This window comes from Pseudomonas sp. Ps21-P2 (genome assembly GCF_039672565.1).
Classification (GTDB): domain Bacteria; phylum Pseudomonadota; class Gammaproteobacteria; order Pseudomonadales; family Pseudomonadaceae; genus Aquipseudomonas.
Genome location: NZ_JBDFPL010000003.1, coordinates 465,365 through 482,707 on the forward strand (window position 1 = coordinate 465,365; position 17,343 = coordinate 482,707).

Genomic DNA, 17,343 nt, shown 5'->3' on the forward strand with positions numbered 1-17,343 from the left:
GAATCAGCGAACGGCCTCGTTGAGGTCGATTCCGCGTGAGTCCTTGCTCCACATTTCCAGCAGGAAATCCCGCTCGGCGTGATGCAGCGTGCGTTCCATCGCCAAGTGCCGCGCGAGGACCTGATGCACTTCGCGTCCCTCCATGGGGCAGCCTTCGATGGGGTGCAGCCAGTGGCACGCCAGCACCGCGCCATCGGGCGTCAGGCTTTCACGAATGCGCTCAATGATCTCGCCAAAGGCATCCGGCGTCAGGTAATAGGCCCATTCGCTGATCACCACCAGATCGAATTGCCCGGCAGGCCAGTCCTGGGGCAGACAACCTTCCAGCACTTGCACATGGGCGTGCGCACTCAGGCGATAGCGGGCCAGGGTGACGGCTCGGGGGCTGAGGTCCATGCACAACAATGCGTCGCACCGTTCGGCCAGGCGCAGGCTCAACTCGCCATTGGCGCAGCCCGGCTCGAAGATGCGGGCGTAGCGCTGGCGCGGCAGGGCGGCGAGGGTCAGATCGCGTTTGCGATGCTCGTACCAGCGCGTGCGAAAGGCCCAGGGGTCGTCGCTGCTGGCGAACAGTTCGTCGAAATACTCACCTGTAATGCTCACAGAAACACCAGTTCGAAGGGTTGCAGCAGACGCTCCAGCGTTTGCGGGTTCAGCACCGCGGGCGCGCCGGTGCTCGGGTCGTTTTCCAACTGACTCAAGTGAGCACCGATGGCGTCGCGCTTGCGCCGCAGTTGCTCATCGCTGAGCCAGAATTTGCGGGCCTGTTCCCAGGGGATGCGCGGGTCATTCGGTTCCGCCCAATGCCAGGCCCACACCGGAATTTCCACGAGTGTCGCGCCGGTGTTGGCCGCCGCCTGGGCCGCGCAATGGCCGACGGCTTCGTGGTCGCAGTGGCCGTCGTGGCGCCAGGTGGTCAGCAACACATCCGAGGGACGCAGGTCTTCGCTGAGCAGCGCAATCAATGACTCGGCATGCTCGGCCACCTGACCATCGCCCATGCCGAGCCGTTGCCAGGACAACCTCGACACGTCCAGGCCCAGGTGCGCGACAGCTTGCTGGCTTTCCCGCCGACGCTCGGTGCGCAGGCGTTGCATGGGCCACAGCGGCGAGTGCGGATGGCTGCCTTCACCGTCGGTGACGGCAACCAGGTGCACGTCGTTCTGCCGCTGGGCCATCGCCGCGAGCAGTCCGCCGCAGGTCAGCACCTCGTCGTCGGGATGCGGCGCGAGCACGATCAGGCGTGAACCGGGTGGAACCAGTTCTTCCAGGGTGATCGGGCGCACGCCGCGCAACGCCACGCTGTTCTCCCAGGCGCTCAACGGTGTCCCGCTGACGCCGAATGGCTGTGCTTCGTTCATAGTGACCAATCCTCGGGTTCGACCGTGGCGACTCGCTGGCCCAGGTGCGCCAGGTCACGCTCGGCGTGGCTTTGTCGGATAAACACCTGCAGGTCGGCGGCCAGCCGCGCAAAGTGCGGATCGCGGCAGAACGGTGTTGCGCCCAGCGCCCGGCCGACATGTCGGCACACCTGTTCAACCGCCATCTCGACCTGCGCCCGCAGGCGCTGCACCTTCAGGCTCGCGTCGTCTTGCGGATGGGCGTCGATCCATGACGCGCATTCGCGCAAGGCCGCCGCCGCGCCACACAGCGCTGCATCCACGCTGCCCAGATGGGCGTCGGCATGGGGTTCTGGCCGTCCGTGGTGTCGGTGCGTGCGCAAGCTTTTCGCCAGCGCCACTGCCGCGCCGTACCAGGCGGCAGCGATCCCGGCGCCGCCTTGCCAGAACCCTGGCCGGGTCAGATAGTCGCCGCTATTGCCCACGCATATGCCGACCGCGCCGTCGAAGTGCACGTCGCCGCTGGCGGTACCGGCCATGCCCACGGCCTGCCAAGTCTCGCTGCTGAAGCGCACGCCCGGCTGCTTCAAATCGACGGCCACCAATTGCGGCGCCTCGTCGCTGGCCCAGGCGGTGAGCAGGGCGTAATCCAGCTGTTGGGCGCCGGAGCACCAGGCCTTGCGGCCGTTGAGGCGGACCTTGTCGCCGTGGCGCTGGCTGACGCCGACCTTGGCGTCGGGCGGTTCGGCGGCCCATACGCCCCAGATGCCGGGTGCATCGAAAGGTGCGGCGCCAAGTTCTTTCAGAATGGCGAGGGCGTCGGTATGGCCTTCGTAGAGTTTGAGCAGCGCCAGATCGAGGCCCGCCACCGTTGCCAATTGGCGCCAGCGTTCGAGGGTGCGACCGCTGCCGGGCAACGGCAGTTGATCGAGTCCGCTGTCGAGGCAGCGCTGCATGGCGTGCCGCAGGGGCGCGTCCGGCACGTGGGGATTGTCACGGTGGGCGAAATCCGCCAGCAGTGATTCAAGTCCTTGTGCATCGTCCCGCATGGCTGACTGTCTCCGACCCGTTGACGCCGACGCGAGGTGCGCGGGCTTTCTGCCTGGCCCGCTTGCGCGGCCTGCTGATGGAATTCGGCAGCGCCAGCGGGGCGGGGTTCAAACATTTCTTCTGCCAGCCGGTTCGGTTGCCTCTGGCAGGGAGCACTCAAGAGGGCGGTGATCGGCGCCTTGCAGTCAGGTGCGCGGTTTTGTCGCAGTGGGCGTTTCCCGACCCATGGGCGTCAAGGCGTGCAGCGTCGTCGGATGGCCTGCGTAAAATCCGCTGGTAACCTATTCAAGCCGGTTTTGCGCGACACTGTCGGGCACCTGTTTTTTTCGCTTCGTCCCTCGCTGCTGCAGTGCGACTGCCAATCAACGCCTGCGCCCGGCGAGGTGGACGAAAAAAGGGTTGGCGTTGGCGCCAGCCGCTGCTTTCGAGAGTTCGCCAGATGAATGAGTTTCTGACCCGCCGTCAGGTGGTCACCGGCATGGGCCTGTTGGGGCTGGGCCTGCTGGCCGGCTGTGACGGTTCGACCACTGCGCTGGATTTCAAGTACGGCAAAGATCTGAGCAACAAGATCATGGGCCGGACCTTCAAGTTGACCGACACCGACGGTGAGGTCAAAACCCTGTCGAGTTATCGCGGGTTGATGCCGATGGTGTTTTTCGGCTTCACCCAGTGCCCGGCGGTGTGCCCCACGGCGCTGGCCCGCGCTGCGCAGATCAAAAAGATGATGGGCGAGGACGGCAAGACGCTGCAGGTGATCTTCATCACCGTCGACCCCGAGCGCGACACGCCGCAGATTCTCGACGCCTACGTCAAACAGTTCGATCCGACGTTCGTTGCCCTGCGCGGCACGCTGGAAGAGACCGCCCACGTCGCCAAAGAATTCGGCGTGTTCTACGAAAAGGTCCCGGCGGGGAACACCTACACCATGTCCCACACCGCCACCAGCTTCGTGTTCGACTCTAGGGGCAATCTGCGCCTGGGGCTGTCGCCTTCGCTTTCCGCCAAGCAATGCGCGGAAGATTTGCTCACTGTCATGGAAGTCTGCTGATGAATGCTTTGTTGAATGCTGTATCGCGCTCGTTGCTTGTCTCTCTGTTGGCCGGCGTCAGCCTGAGTGCGGTTGCGCAGACGCGGGTCGAGGATCCGTGGGTGCGTGCGACGGTGGCCGGGCAGCCTTCATCCGGTGCCTTCATGCGCATCACCGCCGACACCGACAGCACGCTGCTCAGCGTCAGCTCGCCGGTGGCGAAGGACGTGCAGATCCACGAGATGAGCATGACCAACGACGTCATGCGCATGGGCCCGGTCGACGCTGTGCCGCTGCCTGCGGGCGAGACCGTGGCGCTGGACCCCGATGGCTACCACGTCATGCTCATGGGCCTGAATGGTCAGATCAAAGAGGGCGACCAGGTGCCACTGACCCTGACCGTGAAGAACGCCGAGGGTGAGACCGAAGTGGTGAACGTCAGCGCCCCGGCCCGCGCCGCGACAGCACCGATGGACATGGCCCATGACCACGGAATGACGCATTAAGCAGGAGCGCTTATCTGCGTACCTCTCGTAGGACCGGCTTCAGCCGGGAAAGCGTCAGGTGCCACGCCGCAGAATTGATGGTGTTCGAACCGGCGTCTTCCCGGCGAAAGCCGGTCCCGCAAAGGCACCGCGGATTCCGGTATGACTGGCTTCAGCCGGGAAAGCGTCAGGCGCCACGTCGCAGAATGGATGGTGTCCGAACCGACGTCTTCCCGGCTAAAGCCGGTCCCACAAATAGAATGCGTTCTCCTGTGGGACACGCTTCAATCCCCAAACGCCCCCAGCAGCAACACCACGTTCAGCACGATGATCAACAGCGCGATGCCCCAGGCCAGGGTCGTCAGAATGGGCCCGGTCACGAAATCACCCATCAGCTTGCGGTCCGACACGAAGCGCACCAGCGGGACGATGGCGAAGGGCAGTTGCATCGACAGGATGACCTGACTCAGTACCAGCAATTTAGCCGTTCCCTGAGCCCCATAGATGCTAGTCACCACAATCACCGGAATGATCGCCAGCCCACGGGTCAGCAGGCGGCGGATCCAGCCCGGCAGGCGCATACGCAGAAAGCCTTCCATGACGATCTGCCCGGCCAGGGTCGCCGTGACTGTGGAGTTGATCCCCGACGCCAGCAACGCCACGCCGAACAGCATCGACGCCATGCCCACGCCCAGCATCGGCGAGAGCAAGTGATAAGCCTGTTCGATTTCCACCACGTCGGTCTTGCCGGCCTTGTGAAACACCGTCGCTGCTGTAATGAGAATCGCCGCGTTGACGAACAGGGCCAGGGTCAGCGCGATGGTGCTGTCGGTCACTGCCCAGCGCAGGCCGATGCGCCGGCCTTCATCCGTGCGCGGATAGGCGCGGGTCTGCACGATGGAGGAGTGCAGGTACAAGTTGTGCGGCATCACCGTCGCGCCAATGATGCCGATTGCCAGATACAGCGCCTCGGGATTGGTGACCACCTCGGCCTTGGGAATGAAACCGGCGAACAGCTCCGCCAGATCAGGCTGGGCCAGCACCATCTGGATCGCGAAGCAGCCGAAGATGACCAGCAGCAGTGCGATGACAAACGCCTCGAGCGCCCGAAACCCGCGGCCCATGAGCAGAAAAATAAGAAACACATCGACCGCCGAAATCACCGCGCCCCATATGAGCGGGATGCCGAACAGCAGGTTCAGCGCAATGGCGGTGCCGATCACCTCGGCCAGGTCGCAGGCGATGATCGCAATCTCGCAGGCAATCCACAGGGCAATGCACACCGGCTTGCTGCAACGTTCGCGGCAGGCCCGCGCCAGATCCCAACCGGTGACGATCCCAAGACGCGCGGACAGCGCTTGCAACACGATGGCCATCAGATTCGACAGCAAGATAACCGACAGCAGCAGGTAACCAAATTTCGAACCGCCGGCGATGTCCGTCGCCCAATTGCCCGGATCCATGTAGCCCACGGCGACCATATAGCCGGGGCCGGTGAACGCGAGCAGCCGCTTGAACCAGTTGCCGCTCTTGGGCATGGCGACACTCGCGCTGGGCATGCCCCCGCCGAGTGTGTCGTCGCCGGGGCGGGCAGGGTGGTCGATAGGCGGCATTAAGGATTCCGGCGTTGGACACTGAGTGATCAAAGGTGGCGACAGGCAGGGTCTGCTGTGCGGTTTTGGCGAGTGCGCCCGGCAACCATCAGCTCGACAGCGACGCCGCTGCCAGTGAGTTTAGATAATCCCCAAAGCCTTCCTTGCACCGGTAGTCCTTTCGTGCGCTGGTGGTGACGCTGTTCGCGGAAATCCACGCGATGGACGCGCCGATGCGTTGCAGATCGGCGACCAGATGCACGTCTTCATGGGCTGCCAGCGCCTTGAAACCGCCGGCCCGCTGATAGGCATCGGCGCTGACGCCCAGGTTCGCGCCATGAATGTGCCGATGGTCATCCACCGGGCGGTACAGCGCGTCATAGCGTTGGCGCACATGCTCGGGATGGCCGGACCAGTCATCGACTTCGACGATGCCGCACACCGCATCCACATTCAGGCTGACCTGATGCGCCAGCCAGGCATAGGGCACGACGCTGTCGGCGTCGGTGAACGCCAGCCAGCGCGCGCCACGCTCGAGCATCAGCCGCGCGCCTTCTGCCCGGGTCATGCCGACGTTGCGGTAGGCGCATGCGTGGGTCCTGACGCCATGAGCGGCTGCAATCCCGGCCGAGGCATCGGAGCAGTCATCGAGCATGATCAGGATTTCCACGGGCTCGCCGTGGAGGTCTTCGTGAACGGAGGATGCGATCAGCGACTTGATGCAGTCGTCCAGAAAATCTTCTTCGTTGTGCGCGGGGACAATAATTCCAATCATTGAAGTGTCTCGTCTCGGCACCTGCGCTGATCGCGGCGTCCTTCGATGTCGACCGAAGCGAGGGAAATTTGGTTTCAAGTATTTTCGTTTGCGAAGACCACCAACTCGCCTGGCAGCGTTTAGGTATATCCCAGACGCAACGACGCCGCTGAATAGCGGCGTCGATGGCTTTGCGTTATGGCGAGACCCTACGGAGTGGGAATCAGGCTTCAGCCCGCCAGCAGCGCCTTGGCGATGGCCTCGTTGAACGCTGGCAGATCGTCTGGCGTGCGGGAGGTGATCAGGGTCCAGCCGTTGGCCGGGCATTCCTTGACCTCGGCATCAACCCAATTGGCCGCGCCGGCATTGACCAGGTCAGTGCGCACACTTGGGTAAGAGGTCAGGGTTTTGCCTTTGATCACGCCGGCATCGATCAGCAGCCATGGGCCGTGGCAGATCGACGCGACGGTCTTGCCGGCGTCGGCGAATGCTTTGACCAGCTTCTGGGCATCGCTGTCCTGGCGCAGGGTGTCGGCGTTGACCGTTCCGCCGGGGATGACCAGTGCATCGAAATCATTGGCAGACAGGCCGGCCAGCTTGGTGTCGGAGGTCACGACGGCGTCTTTGTCGGTGTCGTTCAGGAACAGTTGCGCAGTGCCGCCTTCGATGGAGGCGTGGGTCACCGCAGCACCCTGACCCTTCAACGCTTCCAGCGGCTTGAGCAGTTCGTCGCGCTCGATGCCGGTGTTGGACGTAATGATCAAAACCTTCTTGCCGTTCAGTTGATTGCTCATGTTTTCGCTTTCCTCTGAAATAAAAAGTGCTGAACTGCGCCCGCTATCAGCGGGCGGTGTCACTTTCAGAGGGAAACGGAAAAGCGAAAGTTCAGCCCGATTGCGTGGCCGGGCTGGAGGTCGATGGCAACGACTAAGGCTGAGCCCCCGGATTTCGGGCGCCGGGATCACCGCCGTGCGACGAAACGGCGCAGCGTAATGACACCGTCGTCACAAGCACTCGCGGACCGCTTTTTCCAATGCATTGCGGCCAAAGGCCGACGACAGCGGGGCGCGCTGGTACAGGAAAACCCGGGTATTGGGGTTGCCTTTGTAGACCTCGAGAATTTCATCGGAGGCGATCTTGCCGGAGATCAGCAGTTTGTAGTGACCCTTGCTCTCGGTCATGGTCGTGCCCGGCTTGATCTGCTGCCACTTGGGGTAGATGCATTTGGCGTAGTCAGATGGCGTCTTGGCGGTATCGAAATTGAACGACGGGTTGTTCGGCGTAGAGCTGCAACCGGCCAGCACTACGGCGATGGCGCAGCCCAGTAACGAGTACGGTAATAAACGGCGCATCAATTCATCCTGAATTAGAAAACGAAAACAATTCGATCGGGTCGATGGGCGCCTATGTTGACCAGCAAGCGTGCAAATGAAAAGCGCACGCTTTGAAATATTTCACCGCGGGTTAAAGCCTGGCTTGCGCTGCCGTCACCGAGCTTCTGGACGGGTCATCCTGATCAATGGGTTCGCTCAGTCGAGCGCTGCTTATTGCTCGATTGGTTTGCTTATTGCTCGATTTATGAATAGAGTGAGCGAAAACGAGCGCTCACTTAAGCATGTGCCCGTTCGTTACTGCCTGAATGACGGAGAACACATGTCACACGACGAACTGCAACGGGCTGCCCGGTCAGTCCTGATGCCGGCGATTGCCAGCCTGGCGCTGGACGAACCTGTGCGCCGCCATCTACACGCTGGCGGCGTATCGGTCCTGCTGGGTGAGACGCGTGATGAGTACCTGGCCCGAAACATGAGTTTCGAGCGCCGCCGGGAAGAAACCGATGCGCAGTTTTCCGCGATCGCCAGGGAGGCGGCACTGTGCGCGGCGGCGCCGGTGCTGATCGCCGTGGATCAGGAGCTCGGCGGCATCCAGCGCTTGCACGGTCTGGTGCCCGGTATGCCGAGCTCGACCGAACTGACCCACATGAGCACCGCCGACATCGAGTCGCGCTGTTATGAAATGGCCAGCTCGGCCAGGGTCATGGGCGTCAATCTGTTCCTGGCGCCGATTGTGGACGTGGTCAGCGGGGTCAACCCCTGGCTGCACCAGCGCAACCTCGGGCCCGATCCCGCCGAGGTGGCGCGCATTGCCTGCGCGTTCATCCGGGGTGTGCAGCGTGCCGGCGTGGTCGCCACGGCCAAACACTTTCCGGGTCATTATCAGGTCGAGCAGGACCCGGCGGTGGCGCGGGCTACCGTGCCCGACAACGCCGCCGCGCTCAGCGACGGGCTGGAGGTGTTCAGGCAGGTCATTACCGCAGGCGTTGGCGCAATCATGCCCGGGCCTGCGGTGTTCCCGGCGCTGGATCCGCAGCAGTCGGCCAGCACCTCGGCGGCGGTCATCGGCCTGCTAAGGGATGCGTTGGGTTTTAAAGGACTGATCGTGTCAGACGACCTCGACGCCGTTTCCATCCTGCGCGGCAACAGCATCGCCGACACCGCCGTCGCCGCCCTGAATGCCGGTGCGCACCTGTTGCTGGTGTCGGCGGAGGCGGGGCTTGACGACATCTCCCACGCCATCGTCGATGCCGTAAACAATGGAGGACTGGATGCGCAAACCCTGCTTGCAGCCGCCCACACAGTTCGCGCCCACGCCCAAACGTCGAGAGCCCAAGTGGACTCAGGCCTGTACGTCTCCTACCCGGTCTCAAGCGGTCATCTCACCCGCCGAGTCATGATCTGAACACCCGCTGCTCGCTGCCAACCACTTGCAGCTTGCAGCTTGCAGCTTATGGCTTGTCGCTCACCCCATTTGTACTCCCGGCCCGCGCGTTCTACTCTCGCCACACTGTCCACCCAGAAGGAAGGCACGATGAGCTGGTCCGCCAGGCAGTACTCCATGTTCGAGCAGCAACGCACCCGACCGGTCCGCGACCTCGTCGCCGCCATTCCTCTGGCCTCGGTGCACACCACCGTCGACCTCGGCTGCGGTCCCGGCAATTCCACCGAAGTGCTGGCCGAGGGTTTCCCGGAGGCTACGGTGACCGGGGTGGACAGCTCCGACGACATGCTGCGCGACGCCCGTCAGAGGCTGCCGAATGTTGCATTCGAACTCGCCGACATCGGCAGCTGGAACCCGGCACAGACTTACGACGTGATTCTCGCCAACGCGTCGCTGCAATGGGTGCCTGACCACGCGACGCTGTACCCGCGGCTGGTCAGCCTGCTCAACCCGGGTGGCGTGCTGGCGGTGCAGACGCCGGACAATCTGGAGGAGCCTGCCCATCGTCTGGCCCGTGACATGGCCGCGAGTGCGGAGTGGGCGAGCAGGATTGGCGACGTCAAGCACCCCGACCGACACCCTGCCGCCTATTACTTCGAACTGCTGCAAGGGCATTGCGCCGAGGTCGATGTCTGGCGCACCACGTATCACCATCCGCTTGCCGGCGGGCATGGGGCAGTGGTCGAGTGGTTCAAGGGTTCGGCGCTGCGGCCCTATCTGCAAAAGCTCGACGAAGCGGCGCAGCAGGATTTTCTCGACACCTATTTGCAGGCGATCAGCCAGGCCTACCCGGCGCTGGACGACGGCACGGTACTGCTGCCGTTCCCGCGCTTGTTCTTCGTTGCGACACGTTGAAGCCTGCGGCTTGCGTTAAGCCGCTGTTTTGCGAGCCGTGATCGACACCGCCTTTTTCTGATGGAGTGAGCATGAGCAATGACCCCGGCGAACTGGCCGCGCGCCTGATTCGCAACTTCAACGATGTGCCGATGCAGCACGAGCGCCGCGACCCGCTGTACGAAAGCCATGCCGCACGCCTGGGCACCGGCACCGCCGCGCAGAAACTGGGCGCGTCGGTGGACATCGTCGCGCCCGGCAAGCGCTCGTGCCCTTATCATTTTCATTACGCTCAGGAAGAAATGTTCGTCATTCTGGACGGGCAGGGCACCTTGCGCGTGGCGGGTGAAATGCTCCCGATCCGCAGCGGCGATGTGATCTTCATTCCGCCCGGTCCGGAGTACCCCCATCAGATCATCAACACCTCTCACGCGCCGCTGAAGTATTTATCCATCAGCACCCGCGAGACGCCGGAAGTGTGCGAATACCCGGACTCCGGCAAGTATCAGGCGATGGTCACCATCAACGGAGCACGTGCGTTTGCGGCCGTGCAGCGTCCTGATGCGACACTGGATTACTGGGAGGGCGAGCCTTGATTCAATCGGCAGCCCTGTGCCCGTAACCCATTTGGTTATAACCATAGAACGTCTCGATCTAGGCGCGATATAAGAAAAACAGCAGTCCTTAGAGCAAAAATCGCTATCCTGCCCGCGGGCTTTTGAATGTGCAGTCAGGCAGAGCAATGGATTTTGGCAACGCAGGTTTCGTCGTCGCAGGGCTGGTGGTCGGTTTCATCGTTGGCATGACGGGGGTGGGCGGTGGATCGCTGATGACCCCGATCCTGCTGTGGTTTGGCATCAATCCCGCCACCGCAGTGGGCACTGATCTGCTGTACGCCGCCATCACCAAAAGCGGCGGCGTGCTGGTTCACAAAAAGAACGACAACATTGACTGGGGCATCACCGGCTGGCTGACCCTGGGCAGCGTGCCGGCCGCCGGGCTGACGCTGTGGTTTCTGAGCAGCCTGCACACCGCGCCGGACGCGATGAATCAGGTGATCAAACAAGCGCTGGGTGTGGTGCTGCTCCTGACCGCGCTGGCGATCTTTTTCAAGAAGCGCCTGCTGGCGTTTGCTCAGCGCCACGCCGGGGATCGTTATCGCCTCAGCAGCCGAATGCTGAACGGGCTGACGGTGCTGACCGGCGTCATCCTCGGCACCATGGTCGCGCTGACGTCCATCGGCGCCGGCGCCCTCGGCACGGTGGCGTTGTTCCTGCTTTATCCCTTCCTCGAAACACGCCGCCTGGTTGGCACCGAAATCGCCCACGCCGTGCCCCTGACCCTGATCGCCGGCATTGGCCACGCGAGCATGGGCAACATGAACTGGTCGATGCTGGGCTACCTGCTGATGGGCTCGCTGCCGGGCATCTACATCGGCAGCCACCTGACCGGCCGCATCCCCGACGCCATCCTGCGCCCGTGTCTGGCGCTGATGCTGCTGGCGATCGGGTACAAGCTGGTGTTTTAACCCTGCATGGATGCGCCTGTTGACGTAGCGGTCATGGGCGCTGGTTTGCCGGGGGGCATCCGCTGTCTCTCCAGCGGCCGAAATGCCGTCTTCGTGAGCAAGCTCACTCCCAAAAGGTATGTGTTTGCTGCAGGACATTCAGCGCCTGCACCTCTGAGCTGACTTCTTGTCTGCCCCCCAATAGCGCTGCGTCTCGATGAACAGGACTTGTTGATCCAGATCAATACCGGGTCACTTCAGGCGAGCACACTGGCCGTCGGTTGATTCAGGTCAGCCACCGCCAAGCCCATCGCGATCATGGGAGGCTCATGAGGCAATTCCATGACTGATCATTCGCGCCCGTTACTCGAACTTAGCTCGTCTCAGGCGAAGGCAGACTCTATGAAAGGCAAAATGAAGGCCGCAGTTGTAGAAGCATTCGGCAGCCCGCTGGTGCTTCGCGAGTGGGACATTCCCACGCCGGGCCCCGGGCAGATCCTGATCAAAACTGAAGCCTGTGGCGTGTGCCATACCGACTTGCACGCGGCACGGGGAGACTGGCCGGTGAAGCCGTCGCTGCCGTTCATTCCGGGACATGAAGGCATCGGCATCGTGGTGGCCCTGGGGGCTGGCGTGACCAGTGTGGGCGAAGGCGATCGCGTGGGCGTGCCGTGGCTGTATTCAGCGTGCGGTCACTGCGAGTACTGCCTGAGCGCGTGGGAAACCGTGTGCGCCAGCGCCGAATTCGGCGGCTATACCCGCAATGGCGGGTTCGCCGAATACATTCTCGCCGACCCTGAATACGTGGCGCACATTCCGGCCGGGCTCGCGCCCCATGAAGCGGCGCCGATCATCTGCGCCGGGGTCACCACCTACAAAGGCATCAAGGAGGCCGATGTCAGGCCGGGTCAGTGGATCGTGATTTCGGGGATTGGCGGCTTAGGGCATTTGGCCGGGCAGTACGCCACAGCCATGGGCCTGCGCGTGTGTGCGGTGGATGTCGACGACGGCAAACTGGCCCATGCCACCAGGCTGGGTGCAGACGCGGTGGTGAACGCCCGCGTGGGTGACCCGGTGCAGGCCGTCAGGGACGTCACCGATGGCGGGGCGCACGGCGTGCTGATCACCGCGCCCTCGCTGGCGGCGTTCAAACAAGGGGTGGGCATGACGCGCAAACGTGGCACGTGCGTGCTGGTCGGGCTGCCACCGGGCGAGTTTCCGCTGTCGCTGTTCGAGGTGGTCGCCAACTGCATCACCGTGCGGGGCTCGTTCGTCGGCACTCGGCAGGACATGGCCGAAGCCTTGGCCTTCGCCGCCGAAGGCAAGGTGAAGGCCGACATCGAGTTGCGGCCGTTGGCCGAGATCAATCAGGTGTTCAGGGAGTTGGGTGACGGCGAAGTACAGTCGAGGATCGTCATCGATTTTCGCGGGTGATTGACGATAACTGCCCCATGCACCCAGTAGGACCGGCTTTAGCCGGGAAGGCATCAGTCGTCACGCCGCAGAATTGAGGGTGGTCTCACTGGCCTCTTCCCGGCTGAAGCCGGTCCTACTGCAACGTGTGCATCCAGCAGGAACCGGCGCGCATTCAGGTCAGTTCCCCGAGCGGAACGGAATAGGCTGGCGGGGCGCTTCGGGTGTGGTGTGCGGCTGCCCGACCATTTCGTCGTAGACCACCGGGTGCACGATGAACAGCTTCACGTCCTGAAGGGACGACAGGCATTTGCGCGCTTCGTCGACCGATGCCACGTGCAGCACCTTGCCGTCCGGGCTGGCGATGGCATTGGACTTGCCGTCCATGAGCGCATGTATGGCGTACGAGCCACCTTCGATCGACACCAGATTGACCTCGGTGACTTCCCCGGCCTTGACGTGTTTGCTGAGCTTGTCCAGATCCATTACGGCACCTTAATTACGCACGCGGGCGTTGTCTGTTCCATGGATTGATGCGGAACCGTCGACGCGGCTCGCTTGCATTGGAAGAGGATGGCGATGCCAAGTTCAACGTAAACAGGGGAGGCGGACGAGGGGGCGTTGGCGGGGGCTTGCAACGGGATCAGCGCCGCGAAAAAACCACCGTTGCCTGCCCATCGAAAACAGGCAGGCAACGGCGTTTCAATCAGCAGAGCTTGTCAATAACGCGCAGGCCAGGCGCTTGCTGCACGGCGCCCCATTCACTGCTCAGGGTTTCCAGTACCTGGCCGAGGAACTGCTTGTCCGCCGCGGCCTTCTTGCCGACATAACCGTGGCCCTTGCGGTACATCTTCAGCCGGGCACGCATGTGCGGGTGCTGACTCTCGAATTGTTCTTCCTCGGTGCAGGCACCCAGGCCGTCCATGTGCACGTTGCCTTCCTCGCACACCCAGAGGATGTGGCTATCAAGGGAGTCCTTGCGTGCGGCGAACAGTCGAGCCAATTGATCAATGGTAGGTTGGTTGTTCAGGTTCATGGTTGTTACCCCTTTTTGACCACTGGTTAATCTATCGAGTGAGTTCAAACGCAATGGCGAATCGTCCGTCGATTCGCAGTCCTTCCAGTCGCTGACAAGCAAGGTCCGTCGGTACACAGAGCCGGTGCCGGGCCGCAACGTGTGGGTATTGATGACGGCAGAGAGGGAAGATCGGACCTGGGCGAGAAGGGCGGACGCCTGGAAGACACGGGCGACTGCGTTGTCGACCACAAGTGTCATGAGGACGTGTCGCCAGCGCTCGGCCTGGTGGGTCGATCATGCCGGTTCGGCTTCATCAATCTGCCTTGTGGGCAGCACACATCCAGAGGTTGTTCGACGGCTGTGTCGAACGGGCCCGGAATACTTTTGCCAGCTCTCCCGATCGGGGAGACGCCTGCACTATGCAGTCGGCAAAAGGCCTCGTCAACGGTTTTGTAGTGATTATTTTCGTGCACTACATATTTTGTAGTTTCAGAACATGGAGGTCGATTCGTGACTACAAAGTCAATGAATCCGGGGGCAACAGTGCGGGAGTCGGGCGGGGGGGCTTGAAAGGGTGCTGACGAAACGACGCTTGCCCGCGACCGGATCAGCCAACCATTATCTCTGGCTGACTGACCCCATCGCGGGCAAGCAGGTGTCGCTATGAATCCAGGCGCGAACAGTTACGCCTGTGGAGCCTTTTGCAGTTCAAACAGCAACAGCGAACGCGGCGTGACCGTGTACTCGCTGCCGAACTCGAACTGGTCCTTGCCGTCGATTTCCGGCTGATTGGTGTCGATCAGGCTGGTCCAGTTGAGACCTTCCGGCACCTCCGGCAGCGTGAAGTTGACGCCGTCGTGGTGTGAGTTGACCACCAGCAGCAGCGTTGCTTCGGAGCCGCGGCGACGAATACCGGTTTCCTGAGCGCGGCCATCCATCAACATGCCCAGGCAGCGGCCGTTCGGATCTTCCCACTGCTCGATGGTCATCTCTTCGCCGCTTGGCGACAGCCAGGTCACGTCCTTCACGCCCAGTTCTTCGTTGTAATCGCCCACCAGGAAGCGGCTACGACGCAGGATCGGGTACGACTGACGCAGCTTGATCAGACGCTTGACGAACGCCAGCAGGGCCTTGCCGTCTTCGTCCAGATCCCAGTTGACCCAGCCGATCTCGCTGTCCTGGCAATAGGCGTTGTTGTTGCCGTGCTGGGTACGGGCGAACTCGTCACCGGCAACCACCATCGGCGTGCCCTGAGCCAGGATCAGCGTCGAGAAGAAGTTGCGCATCTGACGCAGGCGCAGCGCGTTGATTTCCGGATCGTCGGTCGGGCCTTCGACGCCACAGTTCCAGGAACGGTTGTCGTTGCTGCCGTCCTGGTTGTTTTCGTCGTTGTCCTCGTTGTGCTTCTCGTTGTACGACACCAGGTCGTGCAGCGTGAAACCATCGTGGGCGGTGATGAAGTTCACCGACGCATACGGCCGGCGGCCACGCTGGTTGAACAGGTTGCCCGACGCCGTCATGCGGTTGGCGAAGTCCGCCAGTTGGCCTTCATCGCCTTTCCAGAACGCACGGATGTTGTCGCGGAATTTGTCGTTCCACTCCGCCCAGCCCGGCGCGAAGTTGCCGACCTGGTAACCGCCTGGACCGCAATCCCAAGGCTCGGCGATCAGTTTCACCGAACGCAGCACCGGATCCTGGCGGCAGGCCACGAGGAAGCTGTGGCGCTCGCTGAAACCATCGTGGTAACGGCCAAGGATGGTGGCCAAGTCGAAGCGGAAGCCGTCGACGTGCATCTCGGTCGCCCAGTAACGCAGCGAATCGGTGACCATCTGCAGCACGCACGGGTGGCTCAGGTCGAGGGTGTTGCCGGTACCGGAATCGTTGATGTAGTAACGCTTGTCATCCGGCATCAGGCGGTAGTACGAGGCGTTGTCGATACCGCGCATCGACAGGGTCGGGCCGCGCTCGTTGCCTTCGGCGGTGTGGTTGTAGACCACGTCCAGGATCACTTCCAGGTTGGCGTGGTGCATGTGCGCAACCATTTCCTTGAACTCGGAAATCTTGCCGTGGGCCAGGTAGCGTGGATCCGGGGCAAAGAACGCCAGGGTGTTGTAACCCCAGTAGTTGGTCATGCCTTTTTCCAGCAGGTGCTGGTCGTTGACGAAGGCGTGGATCGGCAGCAATTCGATCGAGGTGACGCCCAGACCTTTGATGTGCTTGATCACGTCATCGACCATCAGGCCGGCGAACGTGCCTTTGACTTCATCAGGCACCGACGGGTGACGCATGGTGAAACCGCGGGTGTGGGTCTCGTAGAAAATCGTCTTGTCCCACGGCACGTCGACGCGCTGTTCGCGGCCCCAGGTGTACGCAGGGTCGATGACCTTACACTTGGGCACGAAGGGCGCGCTGTCACGCTCGTCGAAGCTCAGGTCGTCGTCCGGGTGACCGATGGTGTAACCGAACAGCGCCTCGGACCACTTCAGCTCGCCGACCAGTTGCTTGGCATACGGGTCGATCAGCAGCTTGTTGTGGTTGAAACGGTGGCCGTTCTTCGGATCGTACGGACCATAGACGCGATAGCCATACACCTGACCCGGGTGGGCGTCGGGCAGGTAACCGTGAAAGATCTCGTCGGTGTATTCCGGCAGCTCGATGCGCTCAAGCTCCACTTCACCGGCCGAGTCGAACAGGCACAGCTCGACCTTGGTGGCGTTGGCGGAAAAGATGGCGAAGTTGACGCCGAGGCCGTCCCAGCTGGCGCCGAGCGGGAAGGGCAGGCCTTCTCGAATGCGCGAGGCCGTGACTTCGGGGCTGCCAGCGTTGCCGGATTCATTCTGTGTAGCGGTGCTTTTATCTTGCGTGCTCATGTGTATTCCTGACGTTCGAATGAGTTCCTGAAGGCGAACAAAGCCGTGGCCTCAGTACGTGACTGCGCCATCGATGCAACAGGTTTGAAAATTACCGCAGGGTGACGACCGTTTTAAGGCGATCCCTGCGGTAGGGGTGTTAGCGGCGCAACAGTGACGCGTTAAAGCAGTTGATCAAGACGCAGGCTTGGCGGCGGCAGGCTTCTTGGCAGAAGACTTGGCCGCCGGCTTGGCCGGTTTGGCGGCAGCATCGGTACCGCTCGCCGCAGCCTTGGGTTTGGCGGGCGCCTTGGCCGCCGGTTTAGCGGCAGGCTTGGCGTCAGCTTTTGCCTCGGATTTGCTGGCAGCCTGATCAGCGGAGCTGCCTGCTGACTTTGCCGCTGATGCGGCTGCGGGTTTAGCCGCAGGCTTGGCAGCAGATTTCGCCGCCGGTTTGGCTGCACCCTTCGCAGCGGGTTTGGCAGCGGCAGCCTTGGGCTCCGCTTTGCTGTCGAGCTTGGACTTCGCCGTCTTCGCAGCAGCCGGTTTTTTAGGCGACTTCGCCTCGGCGGCGGCCAACTTGCTAGCCATTTCCCAGTGGCGGGCATCTTGCCCATGTGGCTTGCCTTCCGTTTCCCAGATCTGGTGGGCAAGCTCGCTGATTCTTTTATCGTCGGCACTCATCTCGACACTCCC

At 62.3% G+C, this 17,343-nt stretch carries 18 protein-coding genes; 7 read left to right on the forward strand and 11 right to left on the reverse strand.

The window, feature by feature from the left end; translation table 11 throughout:
* Nucleotides 1–3: 3 nt before the first annotated feature.
* The 3 genes from ABEH28_RS09595 to ABEH28_RS09605 are packed head-to-tail and all read right to left on the reverse strand — an operon-like array spanning nt 4 to nt 2,389.
* Nucleotides 4–603, reverse strand: coding sequence for a class I SAM-dependent methyltransferase (locus ABEH28_RS09595; RefSeq protein ID WP_346629783.1), 600 nt, complete (start codon nt 601–603; stop codon nt 4–6).
* On the reverse strand, nt 600–1,361 hold the full coding sequence (locus ABEH28_RS09600) for a PIG-L family deacetylase (protein WP_346629784.1): 762 nt from the start codon (nt 1,359–1,361) through the stop codon (nt 600–602). Before ABEH28_RS09600 ends, ABEH28_RS09595 begins: the two co-directional genes overlap by 4 nt.
* Complete coding sequence (locus ABEH28_RS09605) at nt 1,358–2,389, reverse strand: acyl-CoA dehydrogenase family protein (protein WP_192172143.1); 1,032 nt, start codon at nt 2,387–2,389, stop codon at nt 1,358–1,360. Before ABEH28_RS09605 ends, ABEH28_RS09600 begins: the two co-directional genes overlap by 4 nt.
* Nucleotides 2,390–2,829: 440 nt before the next feature.
* Between ABEH28_RS09605 and ABEH28_RS09610 the strand changes: the two genes are divergently transcribed.
* Nucleotides 2,830–3,438, forward strand: coding sequence for an SCO family protein (locus tag ABEH28_RS09610; RefSeq protein ID WP_192172142.1), 609 nt, complete (start codon nt 2,830–2,832; stop codon nt 3,436–3,438).
* Nucleotides 3,438–3,923 (forward strand): copper chaperone PCu(A)C, encoded by a 486-nt coding sequence (locus tag ABEH28_RS09615; protein ID WP_346629785.1) that lies wholly within the window; start codon nt 3,438–3,440, stop codon nt 3,921–3,923. Before ABEH28_RS09610 ends, ABEH28_RS09615 begins: the two co-directional genes overlap by 1 nt.
* A 263-nt stretch (nt 3,924–4,186) precedes the next feature.
* Here the strand turns inward: ABEH28_RS09615 and ABEH28_RS09620 are convergent, their stop codons facing one another.
* The 4 genes from ABEH28_RS09620 to ABEH28_RS09635 all read right to left on the reverse strand — a co-directional run bounded on the left by ABEH28_RS09620 (nt 4,187) and on the right by ABEH28_RS09635 (nt 7,600).
* The gene (locus tag ABEH28_RS09620) at nt 4,187–5,461 is read right to left on the reverse strand and encodes an Nramp family divalent metal transporter (RefSeq protein WP_346629938.1); all 1,275 of its coding nucleotides are present in this window, start codon (nt 5,459–5,461) and stop codon (nt 4,187–4,189) included.
* 142 nt (nt 5,462–5,603) lie between these two features.
* Nucleotides 5,604–6,269: a glycosyltransferase gene (locus ABEH28_RS09625; RefSeq protein ID WP_346629786.1), complete on the reverse strand. Its 666-nt coding sequence runs from the start codon at nt 6,267–6,269 to the stop codon at nt 5,604–5,606.
* A 209-nt stretch (nt 6,270–6,478) separates the two neighbouring features.
* Complete coding sequence (locus ABEH28_RS09630) at nt 6,479–7,042, reverse strand: type 1 glutamine amidotransferase domain-containing protein (RefSeq protein WP_192172138.1); 564 nt, start codon at nt 7,040–7,042, stop codon at nt 6,479–6,481.
* A gap of 210 nt (nt 7,043–7,252) precedes the next feature.
* The gene (locus ABEH28_RS09635; protein WP_346629787.1) at nt 7,253–7,600 is read right to left on the reverse strand and encodes a hypothetical protein; all 348 of its coding nucleotides are present in this window, start codon (nt 7,598–7,600) and stop codon (nt 7,253–7,255) included.
* Between the two features lie 301 nt (nt 7,601–7,901).
* On the opposite strand from ABEH28_RS09635, the gene ABEH28_RS09640 reads away from it, so the two are divergent.
* The 5 genes from ABEH28_RS09640 to adhP all read left to right on the forward strand — a co-directional run bounded on the left by ABEH28_RS09640 (nt 7,902) and on the right by adhP (nt 12,801).
* A complete protein-coding gene (locus ABEH28_RS09640) occupies nt 7,902–8,987 on the forward strand; it encodes a glycoside hydrolase family 3 N-terminal domain-containing protein (RefSeq protein WP_346629788.1) in 1,086 nt (361 codons plus the stop codon).
* A gap of 129 nt (nt 8,988–9,116) precedes the next feature.
* Nucleotides 9,117–9,881, forward strand: coding sequence for a trans-aconitate 2-methyltransferase (gene tam, locus ABEH28_RS09645; protein WP_346629789.1), 765 nt, complete (start codon nt 9,117–9,119; stop codon nt 9,879–9,881).
* Between the two features lie 71 nt (nt 9,882–9,952).
* Nucleotides 9,953–10,456: a cupin domain-containing protein gene (locus tag ABEH28_RS09650; RefSeq protein ID WP_346629790.1), complete on the forward strand. Its 504-nt coding sequence runs from the start codon at nt 9,953–9,955 to the stop codon at nt 10,454–10,456.
* 146 nt (nt 10,457–10,602) lie between these two features.
* On the forward strand, nt 10,603–11,388 hold the full coding sequence (locus tag ABEH28_RS09655) for a sulfite exporter TauE/SafE family protein (RefSeq protein WP_282372691.1): 786 nt from the start codon (nt 10,603–10,605) through the stop codon (nt 11,386–11,388).
* 381 nt (nt 11,389–11,769) lie between these two features.
* The gene (gene adhP / locus ABEH28_RS09660; protein ID WP_346629791.1) at nt 11,770–12,801 is read left to right on the forward strand and encodes an alcohol dehydrogenase AdhP; all 1,032 of its coding nucleotides are present in this window, start codon (nt 11,770–11,772) and stop codon (nt 12,799–12,801) included.
* Nucleotides 12,802–12,960: 159 nt separating this feature from the next.
* On the opposite strand, the gene ABEH28_RS09665 is transcribed toward adhP, so the two are convergent.
* The 4 genes from ABEH28_RS09665 to ABEH28_RS09680 all read right to left on the reverse strand — a co-directional run bounded on the left by ABEH28_RS09665 (nt 12,961) and on the right by ABEH28_RS09680 (nt 17,331).
* Nucleotides 12,961–13,266, reverse strand: a complete 306-nt coding sequence (locus ABEH28_RS09665; RefSeq protein WP_282372689.1) for a DUF6482 family protein — start codon at nt 13,264–13,266, stop codon at nt 12,961–12,963.
* Nucleotides 13,267–13,486: 220 nt separating this feature from the next.
* Nucleotides 13,487–13,816: a hypothetical protein gene (locus tag ABEH28_RS09670; protein ID WP_074885710.1), complete on the reverse strand. Its 330-nt coding sequence runs from the start codon at nt 13,814–13,816 to the stop codon at nt 13,487–13,489.
* Nucleotides 13,817–14,481: 665 nt separating this feature from the next.
* Nucleotides 14,482–16,668, reverse strand: coding sequence for a glycogen debranching protein GlgX (gene glgX, locus ABEH28_RS09675; protein WP_192172129.1), 2,187 nt, complete (start codon nt 16,666–16,668; stop codon nt 14,482–14,484).
* A gap of 174 nt (nt 16,669–16,842) precedes the next feature.
* Nucleotides 16,843–17,331, reverse strand: coding sequence for a DUF2934 domain-containing protein (locus ABEH28_RS09680; RefSeq protein ID WP_346629792.1), 489 nt, complete (start codon nt 17,329–17,331; stop codon nt 16,843–16,845).
* Nucleotides 17,332–17,343 lie beyond the last annotated feature (12 nt).